Annotated in this window: 14 protein-coding genes and 1 other RNA gene; 14 read left to right on the top strand and 1 reads right to left on the bottom strand. The window is 46.5% G+C overall.

What is annotated here, in order from left to right; translation table 11 throughout:
• Positions 1 to 4: 4 nt before the first annotated feature.
• The gene (locus tag AC6EJC_RS23475; RefSeq protein ID WP_444956034.1) at positions 5 to 1,165 is read right to left on the bottom strand and encodes a S8 family peptidase; all 1,161 of its coding nucleotides are present in this window, start codon (positions 1,163 to 1,165) and stop codon (positions 5 to 7) included.
• Between the two features lie 405 nt (positions 1,166 to 1,570).
• Between AC6EJC_RS23475 and rpoE the strand changes: the two genes are divergently transcribed.
• The 14 genes from rpoE to AC6EJC_RS23405 all read left to right on the top strand — a co-directional run bounded on the left by rpoE (position 1,571) and on the right by AC6EJC_RS23405 (position 14,631).
• The gene (rpoE, locus tag AC6EJC_RS23470) at positions 1,571 to 2,119 is read left to right on the top strand and encodes a DNA-directed RNA polymerase subunit delta (protein ID WP_444956033.1); all 549 of its coding nucleotides are present in this window, start codon (positions 1,571 to 1,573) and stop codon (positions 2,117 to 2,119) included.
• 401 nt (positions 2,120 to 2,520) lie between these two features.
• Positions 2,521 to 4,122, top strand: a complete 1,602-nt coding sequence (gene pyrG / locus AC6EJC_RS23465) for a CTP synthase (RefSeq protein WP_013368772.1) — start codon at positions 2,521 to 2,523, stop codon at positions 4,120 to 4,122.
• 212 nt (positions 4,123 to 4,334) lie between these two features.
• Complete coding sequence (locus tag AC6EJC_RS23460; protein WP_013308218.1) at positions 4,335 to 4,703, top strand: response regulator; 369 nt, start codon at positions 4,335 to 4,337, stop codon at positions 4,701 to 4,703.
• Positions 4,704 to 4,950: 247 nt separating this feature from the next.
• On the top strand, positions 4,951 to 5,805 hold the full coding sequence (gene fba / locus AC6EJC_RS23455; RefSeq protein ID WP_013308219.1) for a class II fructose-1,6-bisphosphate aldolase: 855 nt from the start codon (positions 4,951 to 4,953) through the stop codon (positions 5,803 to 5,805).
• 230 nt (positions 5,806 to 6,035) lie between these two features.
• The gene (murA, locus tag AC6EJC_RS23450) at positions 6,036 to 7,289 is read left to right on the top strand and encodes a UDP-N-acetylglucosamine 1-carboxyvinyltransferase (protein ID WP_322158330.1); all 1,254 of its coding nucleotides are present in this window, start codon (positions 6,036 to 6,038) and stop codon (positions 7,287 to 7,289) included.
• A 218-nt stretch (positions 7,290 to 7,507) separates the two neighbouring features.
• Positions 7,508 to 8,845, top strand: a complete 1,338-nt coding sequence (gene rho / locus AC6EJC_RS23445; protein ID WP_444956032.1) for a transcription termination factor Rho — start codon at positions 7,508 to 7,510, stop codon at positions 8,843 to 8,845.
• 96 nt (positions 8,846 to 8,941) lie between these two features.
• Complete coding sequence (locus AC6EJC_RS23440; protein ID WP_444956031.1) at positions 8,942 to 10,213, top strand: radical SAM family protein; 1,272 nt, start codon at positions 8,942 to 8,944, stop codon at positions 10,211 to 10,213.
• 157 nt (positions 10,214 to 10,370) lie between these two features.
• Complete coding sequence (gene rpmE, locus AC6EJC_RS23435; protein WP_165179801.1) at positions 10,371 to 10,568, top strand: 50S ribosomal protein L31; 198 nt, start codon at positions 10,371 to 10,373, stop codon at positions 10,566 to 10,568.
• Between the two features lie 110 nt (positions 10,569 to 10,678).
• Positions 10,679 to 10,945: signal recognition particle sRNA large type (gene ffs, locus AC6EJC_RS23430), an RNA gene on the top strand.
• A gap of 157 nt (positions 10,946 to 11,102) precedes the next feature.
• A complete protein-coding gene (gene dnaX / locus AC6EJC_RS23425; RefSeq protein ID WP_444956030.1) occupies positions 11,103 to 12,854 on the top strand; it encodes a DNA polymerase III subunit gamma/tau in 1,752 nt (583 codons plus the stop codon).
• Positions 12,855 to 12,897: 43 nt separating this feature from the next.
• Positions 12,898 to 13,209 (top strand): YbaB/EbfC family nucleoid-associated protein, encoded by a 312-nt coding sequence (locus AC6EJC_RS23420; RefSeq protein WP_444956029.1) that lies wholly within the window; start codon positions 12,898 to 12,900, stop codon positions 13,207 to 13,209.
• A gap of 27 nt (positions 13,210 to 13,236) precedes the next feature.
• The gene (gene recR / locus AC6EJC_RS23415; RefSeq protein WP_103050204.1) at positions 13,237 to 13,836 is read left to right on the top strand and encodes a recombination mediator RecR; all 600 of its coding nucleotides are present in this window, start codon (positions 13,237 to 13,239) and stop codon (positions 13,834 to 13,836) included.
• Between the two features lie 211 nt (positions 13,837 to 14,047).
• Positions 14,048 to 14,359: a DUF2508 family protein gene (locus AC6EJC_RS23410; RefSeq protein WP_025719101.1), complete on the top strand. Its 312-nt coding sequence runs from the start codon at positions 14,048 to 14,050 to the stop codon at positions 14,357 to 14,359.
• On the top strand, positions 14,356 to 14,631 hold the full coding sequence (locus AC6EJC_RS23405; protein ID WP_444956028.1) for a pro-sigmaK processing inhibitor BofA family protein: 276 nt from the start codon (positions 14,356 to 14,358) through the stop codon (positions 14,629 to 14,631). Before AC6EJC_RS23410 ends, AC6EJC_RS23405 begins: the two co-directional genes overlap by 4 nt.
• Positions 14,632 to 15,149: the final 518 nt, after the last annotated feature.

Below are 15,149 nucleotides of genomic sequence, written 5' to 3'. Positions count from 1 at the left end.
TGATTCACTTCGTGCCCTCCTGCATCAATCGGAAGGCATCCACTTCTCCGAGCTTGGTGGAAATGGAGCTGCGTCCAGCGCTTTTACGAAGGCGTAGCGGTGTGGCGGTGCGCTTAAGCAGCGCTTTGATTTCTCCAGGCTCCAGTTCCGGTCTCAGTGAAAGGAGAAGTGCGATGCTCCCGGTCACATGGGAAGTAGCCATAGAGGTGCCGCTCATTTCGTGATGCTTGCCGTGGATCCAGGAGGATGTGATCTTTTCGCCAGGTGCGTACACGTCAACAAATTGCCCCCGGTTGCTGAAAGGCGCAATGCGTCTGTATTTGTCGGTAGCTCCGACTGAAATCGTCTGGGAATAGCGGGCTGGATAGTCAATACTTCGGCGCTTGCCCTCATTTCCCGAGGAAGCTACGATCACGATGCCATTATGATATGCTTTATTCACCATATCAAGTAGTGCCTTACTGCGTGACTTCATACCAAAGCTCATATTGATGATATCGACACGATTTAATACACACCAGTCGATACCCAGAATGATATCGGAGACGTAGGCGGCTCCATTATGATCAAATGCTTTTACAGGATGAATTAAAGCCCGTGGTGCTACGCCGACCATACCTTCGTCGTAGTTGGATGCCGCGATGGTTCCAGCAATATGAGTACCATGGCCGTTATCATCATAGGGTAGCATGGTCCGGTTAAGCAAATTAATACCTCTGGCGAGAGAATGACGAAGATCAGGATGTTGAAAATCCGCTCCTGTGTCGATCACACCGATTCTGACCCGATTCCCTGTCGAGGAAGGCCAAGCCTTGTATGCACGTACCTGTTTGACTCCCCATGGCATGGAAAGGTTTTTCTCTGTTCTTGGTATATGAGCTGTTTCTGCGTGAACCTTCATGCGGGTATCTTCTTCAACGGTAACACCGTTGTGATATTTGCCCAGCCTGTCTCTCCCTGAAAGCGGGGCGATTAGAGCGCGGATTAGTCGGGCCGGTTGTACTTGCCGTAATCCCGAAAGCTCGGGTTTTAGCTTCCTGAGATAGGACAGGCATTCCCGGTATTGGTGAGGCTTATCGAACGTGATAATCTGTTTGTTCCGTCCACTGCCGGACGGCTCCGAAATACCCTCATGCAAACGCTGCAAAAAATCCGGATAGTCCATTTGAGACGGTCCCCCTCCGATGAGCCATGCTGAGGTATTGTATGAGCAAGCGTCAGCGGCGGCATGGGAAACCTGCCCCTTTTTTATGGAAATAGGCCTGCTTGTCGTGTCAAAGTGTCCGTGGACACATACGATACATGGAGGGCATAAGCTCTTGTGCAACAACTTTGGGGGGCTTCTCCCGGAGCGGGTACAGTCGAAGACGGGGGGGACCCCGTCTTTTTACGTGTGCCGTCTTGTTTAGAGAGATATTCCTGGAAATTATGACGATACCCATGTTTAACTTGCAATTTGCTTCCAAATAGGTTTTACTTAGTTTTGATAATGGATATGTTAGTATTGCATGTATCGTGTATGCTCTGAAACATGTTCTTGTGAATTACGTGTGAGAGGAAGTGTCCCTAGGTGAGTACCCCACTCAACTTGAAGATTGACCCGGAGAAAGTCCACGAGACTCCAATGGTGGATTTGGCATTTATGGTATTGAAAGCGGCCAATACTCCGTATTATTACCGTGACCTGATGAATGAAGTCGCCAAATTGCGCGGCTTGTCCGACGAAGAAATTAATGACGTTATTGCTCAGCTATATACTGAAATCAACATTGACGGGCGTTTTGCCTGTGTCGGTACGAATCTGTGGGGCTTGAAACGTTGGTATCCGGTAGATAAATCCGAAGATGCCCTGACAGGCGCCAAGCGTCCTCGTATTATTAACGACGAAGACGATGACGACGAAGATGACTATCATGAGGAAGAAGAAACATACAACTCCGATGACGACTTCGATGCAGATAGCGAAGACGAGGATGGCGAAGACGAGCTGTTCGACGGAGAAGATGATGATAGTGATGAAGACGTGGTTATAGACGACGAAGACCTCAGTGATGAGGAAGATTCAGAAGATGAAAATGACGATGAGTCGACGGAAGACGACGACGATTCGCTTCGTTAGGAACAGGCTGCAAGGGGAGATGCGTTCTCCCCTTTTTCATGACCGTTTTCTTGAAACCCCTCCTGATTTATAGCTTTCAGGTGGATTCATTCCAATCTGGTTCAATGGACAAAATAACACAGATAACTTCCTTGACAGCGGGTTGGACACGGGGTAAACTATTGCTTGGGCTTATGATTGATTCACTTATATGTTTGCTTTTTGTATAAAAGTGCCCCGTACTACGGGAGTGCTTTTTTGTTTTTTATAGGGGTGTTTTCACTCATGAAAGAGGGCTAAGGGCGGCGGACATGGAAAATGATTCCGCTGCCTTCTTCATGGATGATAATCCGTGTAAACGGGTTACGATAACATCATAATGTCGCCTGAATTTTGCATCTTATCTAGGAGGGTTTTGAACAGTGACAAAGTATATTTTTGTGACAGGCGGGGTTGTGTCTTCCTTGGGCAAAGGGATTACGGCAGCTTCACTGGGGAGGCTTTTGAAGAACAGGGGACTGAAGGTAACGATTCAAAAATTTGATCCTTACCTGAATGTCGATCCGGGTACCATGAGCCCTTACCAGCACGGTGAAGTGTTTGTGACGGATGATGGTGCGGAAACGGATCTTGACTTGGGACACTATGAGCGCTTTATTGATATTAATCTGTCCAAGAACAGCAATGTCACAACAGGCAAGGTATATTCCAGCGTAATCAGCAAAGAGCGTCGCGGAGAATATCTGGGCGGTACGGTGCAGGTTATCCCTCATATTACGAACGAAATCAAGGAGCGCGTGTACCGTGCAGGCCGTGAAGCGGGTTCGGACGTAATTATTACAGAAATCGGCGGTACTGTGGGCGATATTGAGAGCTTGCCATTTTTGGAAGCCATCCGTCAGCTCAAAAGCGAAGTTGGGCGCGAGAATGTGATGTACATTCACGTGACGCTCATTCCTTATATTAAAGCTGCTGGTGAGGTTAAAACCAAACCAACTCAGCACAGTGTAAAAGAACTGCGCAGCATCGGCATCCAACCAAATGTCATTGTTTGCCGTACAGAGCATGAACTGTCCTCCGATATGAAGGCTAAAATTGCATTGTTCTGCGATATTGATGCGAATGCAGTGGTGGAATGTCGCGATGCTTCGACCCTCTACGAGGTTCCGTTGAACCTACGTGAAGAAGGTTTGGACGAAATCGTAGTTAACCACCTCAAGCTGACAACACCTGCACCGGATATGACCGAATGGGAAGGGTTAGTTGATCGAATCAGCAAGTTGGATAAAACGGTTGAAATTGCTATTGTTGGTAAATATGTTGCGTTACATGATGCGTACTTAAGTGTAGTTGAATCACTTTCCCACGCTGGATTTGATGCGAATGCGGACGTAAAAATCCGTTGGGTGAATGCCGAAGAAGTGACGGACGAGAACGTAGCTGACATGCTGGGCGGCATTGGCGGTATTCTCGTACCGGGTGGCTTCGGCGATCGCGGAATTGAAGGCAAAATCAGCACTATCCGTTATGCGCGGGAACAAAAAATTCCGTTCTTCGGTATTTGTTTGGGTATGCAGGTATCTGTCATTGAGGTTGCCCGTTCCCTGGCTGGTCTCGAAGGAGCGAACAGCTCGGAAATTAACCCGGCTACTGATTATCCTGTCATCGACTTGCTTCCTGACCAAAAAGACATCGAAGATTTGGGCGGTACAATGCGTCTTGGCTTGTATCCGTGCAAACTGGTAGAAGGTTCCTTGGCTTCGGCTTGCTACAACGACGAGCTGGTGTACGAAAGACACCGTCATCGGTACGAGTTCAATAACGAATATCGTGAAGTTATTGAAAAAGCAGGTCTTCGTATTTCTGGTACTTCACCAGATGGACGTTTAGTGGAAATTGTGGAGCTTCCTGAGCATCCATGGTTCCTGGCGGTACAATTCCACCCAGAATTTACTTCCCGTCCGAATCGTCCACAGCCTTTGTTCCGTGAATTTGTAAAGGCAGCATTGCAGCTTCAAGGTTAATACTACAGTCGTAAGACCTCCTCAGGGAGGTCTTTTTTTATCCCATGCTTCCTGATTATGAAAGAATATTCCACAATTATGTATAAGAGAAGGATTTTCTTTTTGCAGGAGCGAATATAGTTTTAGGTATGGGACGGATATTGTACGTCATCGGACGCTGTTATGGCAATAGCTGCATGATCCTCGTTTTAAGATCTTAGGAGGTTAAAACATTGGAAAAGAAAAAAGTATTAATCGTCGATGACCAGAATGGAATACGGATTTTACTGATGGAAGTGTTCGGAAGTGAGGGTTATGAGACCTTTCAGGCAGCGAACGGGAAAATTGCACTTGAAATTGTTGAGAAGGAACCGCCTGATCTGGTTCTGCTCGATATGAAAATTCCAGGTATGGACGGACTCGAAATTCTGAAGCATCTAAAAACCATGAATCCCGATATCAAGGTTATTATGATGACAGCATATGGAGAACTGGACATGATTAAAGAGGCGACGGAGCTAGGTGCGCTTATGCACTTTACCAAGCCCTTTGATATTGACGAAATGCGGATTGCAGTGAACAAACAACTCAGAGGTGACTAGGTGAGTCACTTTGGTTGAGAACTCTGTTAACAAAACAGGGTTTTTTGTTTGTGATTATGGGAAATACTGAAAGTAAATCCTCTCCTTATACAATTCTATGAAAAAACGGCGTCCTGGGCGTGATTTTTGTATGTGTTGATATGCAAAAGCTTGTTTAGTATTTAACATGGGTTGTGGTATAATAAGCCCGTATGTGATGTCGGCTAAAATATAGACAAACCCAAACACCTTTAGGAGGACTGTAACCATGCCATTGGTATCTATGAAAGACATGTTGAACAAAGCACTCGAAGGAAAATATGCAGTAGGTCAATACAACATTAATAACCTGGAGTGGACTCAAGCTATTTTGGGCGCTGCTGAAGAAGAAAAATCCCCAGTAATCTTGGGTGTTTCTGAAGGTGCAGCACGTCACATGGGCGGATTCTACACTGTTGTTAAAATGGTAGAAGGTCTTATTCATGACATGAAAATTACGGTTCCAGTTGCGATCCATTTGGACCACGGTTCCAGCTTTGAAAAATGTAAAGAAGCTATCGACGCTGGTTTCACATCCGTTATGATTGACGATTCCCACAGCCCAATCGACACAAACATTGCAACAACGAAAAAAGTGGTTGAATATGCTCATTCCAAAGGCGTTTCTGTTGAAGCTGAAGTTGGAATGGTTGGCGGTCAAGAGGATGATGTTGTAGGCGACGTAATGTACGCTAAGCTGGACGACTGTCTGCGTATCGTTAACGAAACAGGTATCGACACACTGGCACCTGCACTGGGTTCCGTACACGGACCTTACAAAGGCGAGCCAAACCTCGGATTCAAAGAAATGGAAGAGATCTGCAATGCAATCAAACTTCCACTCGTTCTGCACGGTGGTACTGGTATCCCAACACATGATATTAAAAAAGCAATCTCGCTGGGAACTTCCAAAATCAATGTAAACACTGAGAACCAAATCGTATTCGCGAAAGTGGTTCGTGAAGTGCTCGCTGAGAAACCGGATGCTTATGACCCACGTACATTCATCGCTCCAGGTCGTGAAGCGATTAAACAAACTGTTATCGGTAAAATTCGTGAGTTCGGTTCCAACAACAAAGCGTAAAAACATGTCACCTGGTCGTGCGTCTGCACAGGCTAGATGCATTTCTTGATTGCAGCTGTAGTTCTGCTGCACAAAATATTTAAATCTGTACAGTTGAATAGTTTGGTATGGAAAGCACACCGCTTAGCCGGTGTCTTTCCATTTTCACCACTAAAAAAGTTAAAAGTTTATTATGGTTTGAGTTTATTTGTTTGACCGACTGCAAAACACGTAGGGGGACCCTCAAGCTTATGGAAAAATTGATGATCACCGGTGGACGACCGCTTCAAGGTACAGTTTCCATCAGCGGTGCCAAAAACAGTGCCATCGCCTTGATTCCCGCAGCCATTCTGGCAGAGTCGGAAGTCATTTTGGATAATTTGCCGCTGTTGAGTGATGTGGCGGTGTATTCCGAAATACTGGAGGAACTTGGTGCAACAGTTACCTGGGAAGGTAGCCAGATGAAAATAGATCCTTCCTCCATTAAATCCATTCCCATGCCGAATGGACCTGTTAAGAAATTACGAGCCTCCTATTATATGATGGGAGCCATGCTGGGCAGATTCAAGGAAGCGATCATCGGTTTGCCAGGAGGGTGTAATTTTGAGCCTCGGCCCATTGATCAGCATATCAAAGGTTTTGAAGCGCTGGGTGCCACGGTTACGAACGAGCACGGCGCTATTCATTTGCACGCCAAAGAACTGCGCGGCACCAAGATTTATTTGGATGTCAGTAGCGTAGGAGCTACCATTAATATTATGCTGGCGGCCGCACGTGCCAAAGGCGCCACAATTATCGAAAATGCGGCTAAAGAGCCTGAGATTATAGATGTAGCAACCCTGTTAAACTCCATGGGAGCCATTATTAAAGGCGCCGGTACGGAAACGATCCGAATTGAAGGTGTGTCGGAGCTGCATGGCTGCCGTCACTCCATCATACCTGACCGTATACAAGCGGGCACATATATGATTGCTGCTGCGGCAACCCGTGGAAATGTATTGATTGACAACGTAATCCCCAAACATATGGAGGCTCTTACTGCAAAAATGCAGGAAATGGGCATCGGCATCGAGGAATATGATGAAAGTATTCGCGTACTAGGTGCACCTTCCTATGAACATGTAGACGTTAAAGCCTTGATTTACCCCGGATTCGCCACTGATTTACAATCTCCCATGACCAGCTTGCTTACCCAAGCGCAGGGTGTCAGTGTATTGAGCGATTTTGTGTACAGCAATCGTTTTAAGCACGTCCCTGAGCTGGTGCGAATGGGGGCTAAAATTCGCGTAGAGGGTCGGTCTGCCATTATTGAAGGTGGTCGGCTGAATGCAGCTAAGGTGAAAGCGGCAGATCTGCGCGCCGGAGCGGCCCTTGTCATTGCTGGACTTACAGTAAGCGAAGGCGTAACGGAGGTGACGGGTGTCGAGTACATTGACCGTGGTTATGATCACCTTGTCTCCAACCTGCGTCTTTTGGGCGCAGATGTATGGCGGCAGACTGAATAATTAAAACGGATAACACTATGCAGCCGCTGCTTGATACAAGATTGTGGTTCATACCTAACAATCTTTTATCGGAAAACCGGAATAATTCGGTATAATCCAGGCAGATGGCTGCATAACTTTATTTGTTTTGGTTAAAATTATGTTAATGGTGTTTATGATATCATTGTCTATCATTTAGATGTATGAATGGACTTAATAATTGAATAGGTGGTTATTATATGGATCTGCAAATTTCCGATCTGGAAGAAATGAAGCTGACCGACCTGTACAAGCTGGCCAAGCAATACCAGATCCCGTACTACGGAACGCTCAAAAAGAAAGAATTAATTTTCGCCATTCTGCGCGCACAAGCTGAGAAGAGCGGATTGATGTTTATGCAGGGGGTTCTGGAAATACTTCCTGAAGGTTACGGCTTTCTGAGGCCGATCAATTATCTCCCGAGTACCGAAGATATTTACATCTCTGCTTCACAAATCCGCAAGTTTGACTTGAGAACAGGCGATCTTGTTTCCGGTAAATGCCGAACGCCAAAAGAGAATGAACGATATTTTGGATTGCTTCAAGTTAACGCCGTCAATGGAAGAAGTCCTGAGCAAGCTGCTGAGCGGCTACATTTTCCTGCACTGACTCCACTGTATCCGCAAACCAAATTAGTCCTTGAAACTTCCCCCAACCATTTGTCTACGAGAATTATGGATGTACTGGCCCCTGTCGGACTTGGACAGCGCGGACTCATTGTAGCACCTCCCAAAGCTGGGAAGACGCTTCTCCTCAAAGAAATTGCCAATAGCATTTCTACCAACAATCCCGAGATCGAGCTTTTTGTCTTGTTGATTGATGAACGCCCTGAAGAAGTGACCGACATGCAGCGTTCTGTCAAAGGTGAAGTTGTGGCCTCTACATTTGATGAACTTCCTGAAAATCACATCAAAGTAGCAGAACTGGTGTTGGAGCGTGCGCTGCGCCTCGTAGAGCATAAAAAGGATGTTGTCATCCTGCTGGATAGCATCACACGTTTGGCCCGTGCGTACAATCTCGTTATTCCTCCTTCTGGTCGTACTTTGAGCGGGGGGATTGATCCGGCGGCATTTCACCGTCCGAAACGCTTTTTTGGTGCGGCTCGGAATGTGGAGGAAGGCGGTAGCTTGACGATTCTTGCTACAGCGCTGATTGATACAGGATCACGCATGGACGATATCATCTATGAAGAGTTCAAAGGTACAGGCAACATGGAGCTGCATTTGGACCGCAAGCTGGCAGAACGTCGTATCTTTCCTGCGATTGATATTCGTCGTTCCGGAACACGTCGTGAGGAAGTGTTGTTGAGCAAGGAAGAATTGGATACCATCTGGGCTATTCGTAAAAATATGACGGAAAGCCATGATTTTGTGGAAGGCTTCCTCAAAAAGCTGCGTAACAGCAAAACTAACGCTGAGTTTTTGGCTTCGTTTGATATGACGGCACCTTCTTCCAGTGGCTCGCAAAGCAGTTCTGGTGGCCAACAACGGAGAACTACGCGTTCTACCACAGCATCAGTCCCGGCCACAACCAACTAAAACCAATTCATGTATTTTATCTGTTCCGTAAGTACACAGCCGTTACCATTCATTCTGTTAATGGCGTACGCTTAACGGAGCGAAAGGAGCTCCATAATGTATTTGGTGTATGCCGACGAAAAAGGCAATGTATATGATCATGCTTCTTTGTATGGGCTTGCACGTAGTGCAGACATGATTGTTGAAATCATGGAGGATGAGCTTATTCCGTTACCGGAAGGAGCTACATTGGTAAGCCTGCCCAGCACCCGCCCGGTCGGTATGAACCCTGAAACAGGGGAAATGGTTTCTCTTCCCGGAGATATGCAGGCAGTAGGGGCTTTATTACCGCAAGGTTTTACGCGCTTGTGCCTGCCGGGATATGTGAAGACCGATAAGGAGTATAAACTCCCCTTGTTCGGTTATTCGGCCGTAGTCTGGAAAGACGGGGCATTCTATGTAACGGCAGAGCAGAGTGACAGTCCATCCAAATGGAATCCGGAAAACTGTGACCGTCATCAAGTTAAATTGGGTGTTCAGCGGATGACGGAGCAATATCCCGAAAATCGGCTGTACCAACATTTGTCTAACTGTGCGCTGGGTTACGAATGTCTTACTTCCTCGAACACATTCCTGAATCGCTGGGAAGGGGGAGTTCCAGTATCTTATTCTTGTAATGCTGGTTGCTTTGGCTGTATATCTGAACAGCCGGATGACAGTGGCTTCGTATCTCCGCAGACAAGAATGAACTTCCGTCCTCGCGTTGAAGAAATTGTAGAAGTCATGTTAGAACATTTGAAGACACCGGAGTCCATCATCAGTTTTGGTCAAGGTTGCGAAGGTGAGCCTTCGACGCAAGCCAAACTGATTATTGATTCGATCAAAGAGGTGCGTTCCATTACGGACATGGGATACATCAATATCAATACGAATGCGGGATTGAACGATCATATCCGGGGAATCGTGGATGCGGGTCTTGATCTGATGCGTGTCAGTACAATTAGTGCACTGGACGATCATTACAATGCGTATTACAAGCCGCGCGGTTACACGTTGGCTAATGTGGAAAAATCACTCCGTTATGCTTCCGAGCAGGGAGTATATACGTCGATTAACTATTTGATTTTTCCGGGTGTTACTGACCGAGAGGAAGAAATTGAGGCAATGATTGAATTTGCCAAACGTACTAAGCTCAAGCTGATTCAAATGCGTAATTTGAATATTGATCCTGAAAGCTATCTGGAGTTGATTCCGTCTGCTCAAGGAGAGATACTTGGCATGAAGCAAATGCTTGAGATTTATCGTGAGGAACTGCCTGATGTTGTTATCGGTTCATACACCCATGTACCGCCGCAAGGGTTGGCACGTCCCAAATTTGCCAAGGCCTAAAACGGTCGATAGCAAGTTGAAATACACCTGTTTTACGCCATTTTTGAATGCAGAAAAGAGTTGTTGAAACGCTCATATTCAAGTGCTATAATGTGAACATGTGTTCATACAACTCTGGACTGATAGGACGTTCAGGGCGGAAAGAGGTGAAAGTTCAATGCAACAAGCTATTCAACCAAAATTTAACGTAACTACTGTCACTTGTGCTTGCGGAAATTCGTTTGAAACTGGTTCTGTGAAAGGATCTCTGCGTGTAGAGATTTGCTCCGCCTGCCACCCATTCTTCACAGGCAAGCAGAAATTTATTGATGCTGGTGGACGCGTGGATCGTTTCAAAAAGAAATACGGTATCTAATGGATTACTGCAGGTTATAAAGTTATTAGAGCCTTCTGCTACGGCAGAGGGCTCTTTTTGTAATAATGTGTATTTGCTTTTTATGCGCCCTTAAGATATACTTATTTTCACCGTGCTAGATGGGGAGGTAGCGGTGCCCTGTAACTCGCAATCCGCTATAGCGAGGTTGAATTCCTGTTAGAGGTGTTGTTGATGTGAGGCTGGTCCCTGCGCACAATGTTGACGGCTGGGTCCTCCGCAATGAGTACTTGTGAACCTGGTCAGGTCCGGAAGGAAGCAGCCATAAGCAAGCCCACTCTTGTGCCGGAGGGTTGCCTAGCCCGAGTTGTTGTTCAGGGTTGCCGCTCGGATCACAACGATCAATAACAGGTGCACGGTATATATTAGAAATTAGGACATCTTGGCAATCATTGCGAAGATGTTTTTTTGTGTTTATAAATTGGAAGGTGTCTGGTTTAGATTCGGACGGGAGTATAGTATAATGAAGTGACCATAAATGGTCATGAAAGTGAATGGGAAAGAGGGTAACGCGCATTGGAACATATAGCGTTGTACCGTGCTTGGCGGCCACAGGCTTTCAAGGACATGGTAGGACAACAGCATATTATCCAGACATTGCAGAATGCCATCCGCGAAAATCGCACGTCCCATGCCTACTTGTTCAGCGGTCCGCGAGGAACAGGTAAGACGAGTGCGGCCAAAATTTTGGCCAAGGCAATCAACTGTGAGCATGGACCTGCGCCGGAACCTTGCAACGAATGCGAAGCCTGTAAACGGATCACGGCCGGAGCGGTCATGGATGTACAGGAGATTGATGCAGCCTCCAACCGGGGCGTTGAAGAGATTCGTGATTTGCGCGATAAAGTCAAATATGCGCCCACAGAAGTGCGGCACAAGGTTTATATCATTGATGAAGTGCACATGCTGACGACGGAAGCGTTCAATGCGCTGCTCAAGACGCTGGAAGAGCCGCCGCCACACGTAATGTTCATATTGGCTACGACAGAACCACATCGAATTCCAGCGACGATTATTTCACGCTGTCAGCGTTTTGATTTCCGACGGGTATCCCTGGAAGAGCAGACACAGCGGCTTGACCTTATATGTCAACAGGAGAACATACAGGCTGATGCGGATGCACTGCAGTACATTGCGCGTCTTTCAGATGGCGGGATGCGAGATGCGGTTAGCGTTTTGGATCAGATATCCTCGTTTACAGATGGTCGGGTTACCTATCAGCAGGTGCTGGATATGACGGGAGGTATTGCGTCCGAGCAATTCGGTAAGCTTGCCTTGGCTTTGCTGAAAGAAGATGTGGGCACGGTGCTCCAAATGATCGAGAACTTTATGCAGGAAGGTAAAAGTGCGGATAAGTGCATGGAGAATCTTCTGTACTATTTCCGAGATCTGCTAATGATCAAGATGGTGCCGCAGGCGACCAAAATGACGGAGCGAGTGCTGGATCCAGAGCGGTTTAAGGAAGTGGCAGATGCTTTTACCAAAGAGCAACTCTTTGGGATGATCGACACCCTTAATCGTTACCAAAGCGAGATGAAATATGCCGTTCAGCCCCAAACTTTGTTTGAGGTAGCTCTATTGAAGCTGTGCAGTATTCCGGGGGAAGCCGGAACTGTTGCTCAGCCGACTGCACAGCGCTCTGGCGCTGCGGCTGATCAGGAAGATGTGGCAATGTTGAAGCGCCAGCTTGCTGAGCTGGAAAAGAAGCTGGAGCGGGCGATGCAAGGTGGGTTGGCCGTCGGAGCGGGACAGGAAGCATCGTCGGGTGGTCGTCAGGCTTCCGGTGGTCGTGCTCCTGCTCCGCGGATTTCAGCGCCAGCCAAACTCCCTTCTCAGCTGGATCGCTATATCGCTGAGAAGTCGAGCGAAGCATTTGCAGCAGCAGGGCGCAAGTGGAGCCAGATTTTGCAAGGAGTAAAAGAGGCGAAAGTTACGGTTCATGCTTGGTTTATGGACGGTGAGCCGGTTTCTGTGTTAGAGGACAGCGTGCTGGTCGCGTTTAAGAACAATATTCATCGTGAAACTACCGAAAAGCCTGCCAATAAGCAGGTCATCGAGAAGGTTTTGCACGAGCAGTTGGGCCATCCTTATCGTTTGGTAACGATGATGCAAAAGGATTGGAACGCTGCGATTGAAGGAGTTTCCGACCAGCCTGCCGAAGAATTGCAACTGGAGCCGGAGCATGATTCGCCGGGAAAGTCCAAGGAGCCCTGGATTGATGAAGCTATTCAGCTTTTCGGGGAAGATCTGGTAGTCATTAAAGATTAAATCAAGTGTCTGGATGTATACTTCATTAAAGGAGATGATTGAAATGAACAATATGAACCAAATGATGAAGCAAGTGAAAAAAATGCAGGAACAAATGCTGAAAGCCCAAGAGGAACTTGGCGGGAAAGTAATTGAAGGTACTTCTGGCGGCGGTGTTGTGACTGTAGAGGTAAGTGGACATAAAAAAGTGTTGTCCATCACGATCAAACCGGAAGCTGTAGATCCTGATGACGTAGAAATGTTGCAAGATCTCGTGCTGACTGCAGTCAATGATGCTTTGTCCAAAGCAGATGAACTGGCTAATGATGATATGGGTAAATTTACAGGCGGTATGAAAATTCCGGGCTTGTTCTAGTCTGCCGCATAAAGGAGAAACACGCTATTGTATTATCCGGAGCCGATTGCAAAGCTGATTGATGCTTTTACGCGCCTGCCGGGAGTAGGGCCAAAGACGGCTGCCCGGTTGGCTTTTCACGTACTGAAAATGAAGGAAGACGATGTGATTGATTTTGCCAAAGCGCTGGTCAATGTGAAACGCAATCTGCACTTCTGTTCAGTCTGCGGCAACATTACGGACACGGACCCTTGTCGGATCTGTCAGGATAAGACGAGGGACGCTTCCGTCATTTGTGTTGTTCAGGATTCCAAGGATTTGGTGGCTATGGAGCGTACCAAGGAGTTTAATGGTTTTTACCATGTACTTCACGGGGCGATATCTCCTATGGAGGGAATTGGTCCTGAGGATATCAAACTCAAGGAATTGCTGAACAGGCTCAGTGATGAACGCGTCAAGGAGCTGATTTTGGCTACGAATCCGAACATTGAAGGAGAGGCCACGGCCATGTACATTTCTCGGCTAGTGCGTCCTTTTGAAATCAAGGTTACTCGTATTGCTCACGGATTGCCAGTGGGTGGAGATTTGGAGTATGCCGACGAAGTTACCCTGTCCAAAGCCCTGGAAGGCCGTAGAGAGCTCAATTAATAGGTGTATTTATACGTTATAAACAGAGAGTCCGAAATGTCCTTGGACATTCTCGACTCACTTGGGGAGCCGCTACGGCTCCTTTTTATTTGTAGTGATAGACGGCAGTATAGATCGTTCCTGGTTCTAAGTTTGTCCTTTGTTCAATAAGTATGAATAAGGTAGTCTTGCAGACTGTACACATAATTCAGCTTGTGAGGAGGATGAATGGATGTGGGAACGGATGAAGCAAAATTTCCGTCGTCAGGAGAACGGCAAATCAGAAGCGGAGTATCGGCAGGAATTGTTTGCCCAGATTCGGGCTTCGCATGCGGAGTGGTTAAGAGCGCATCGTTTATTTCATGAAGCTACGGGTAAGGATGAGATCGACTACGCTATTTTTGTTCTGGAGGCTGCGGAGCGTAAATATCAGATACATTTAAAAAGTGCGAAACAGCAAGGCTTACATCGTTTCCACCTGCCTGCAGATGAACCGGGGTATGCCAATGACGCGGACCGTGTTCACAAACGGAGAGCTGAATGAGAGGGGCAGTCTGGCTTGTTCTGATTGCCTGTGTCGGGATACTGATATATCTAAACCTAAAAAAACGTCTGGGTATCGGCTGGCTTGTAGTATTCGGGGCACATATGGCTTTGGCAGCCATCGCATTGTATGTTATCAATTATTCAGGATGGATCACCCAGGTGTACATTCCGATTAATCCAGTGACGATGGGGGCGGTAACGATATTAGGCTTGCCTGGGATTGCGCTCTTACTGGGATTGAAAATAATATTATTCGGACAGGCTATATGAAAAACTTAAATGTATCAGTGATAAGGAAAGAGTTGGGCTAAAAGGGTGGCTTTAGTGACTTTAATGCGGTATTGTTTTTATTTTTAAAATATAGTTGACGGCGAATTCAAAAATGTGATACATTAATTCTCGGCCCTTAAAGCCCGGGAATTTTTTTATGAGAACAATGCTTGAATGAAATTAAAAAATAAATTCAAAAAAAGTATTGACTTAAATCCCGAATGTATGTTATATTAATCAAGTCGCCGCTGAGATGCGGTGGTGAAACAAAGCGAAGATAAAGCAAGACATTATGCAGGTTTGATCTTTGAAAACTGAACAACGAGTGAGTACGGATTTTGTTTGCAAAATCCAACGCTGAAATTTTGGTACATGCCATCAGGCTGTATGAGATGGAAGCAAACAAGAGATATTTTATCTCGTCAGTTTCAAAATGAGCTTATCGCTCTTTCTATAAACCAACTTCGGTTGGTCTTTAATGGAGAGTTTGATCCTGGCTCAGGACGAACGCTGGCGGC

It is taken from the genome of Paenibacillus sp. TY11 (assembly GCF_059772165.1).
Note: the sequence above shows the minus strand (reverse complement) of the source record. Positions and strands in the feature narration are given on the sequence as shown.

Coding starts and splice junctions, on each gene's coding strand:
- rpmE (WP_165179801.1), top strand. CDS start 10,371: ATGCAACAAGCTATTCAACCAAAATTTAACGTAACTACTGTCACTTGT.
- murA (WP_322158330.1), top strand. CDS start 6,036: ATGGAAAAATTGATGATCACCGGTGGACGACCGCTTCAAGGTACAGTT.
- AC6EJC_RS23420 (WP_444956029.1), top strand. CDS start 12,898: ATGAACAATATGAACCAAATGATGAAGCAAGTGAAAAAAATGCAGGAA.
- AC6EJC_RS23410 (WP_025719101.1), top strand. CDS start 14,048: ATGTGGGAACGGATGAAGCAAAATTTCCGTCGTCAGGAGAACGGCAAA.
- AC6EJC_RS23405 (WP_444956028.1), top strand. CDS start 14,356: ATGAGAGGGGCAGTCTGGCTTGTTCTGATTGCCTGTGTCGGGATACTG.
- fba (WP_013308219.1), top strand. CDS start 4,951: ATGCCATTGGTATCTATGAAAGACATGTTGAACAAAGCACTCGAAGGA.
- AC6EJC_RS23475 (WP_444956034.1), bottom strand. CDS start 1,165: ATGGACTATCCGGATTTTTTGCAGCGTTTGCATGAGGGTATTTCGGAG.
- rho (WP_444956032.1), top strand. CDS start 7,508: ATGGATCTGCAAATTTCCGATCTGGAAGAAATGAAGCTGACCGACCTG.
- AC6EJC_RS23440 (WP_444956031.1), top strand. CDS start 8,942: ATGTATTTGGTGTATGCCGACGAAAAAGGCAATGTATATGATCATGCT.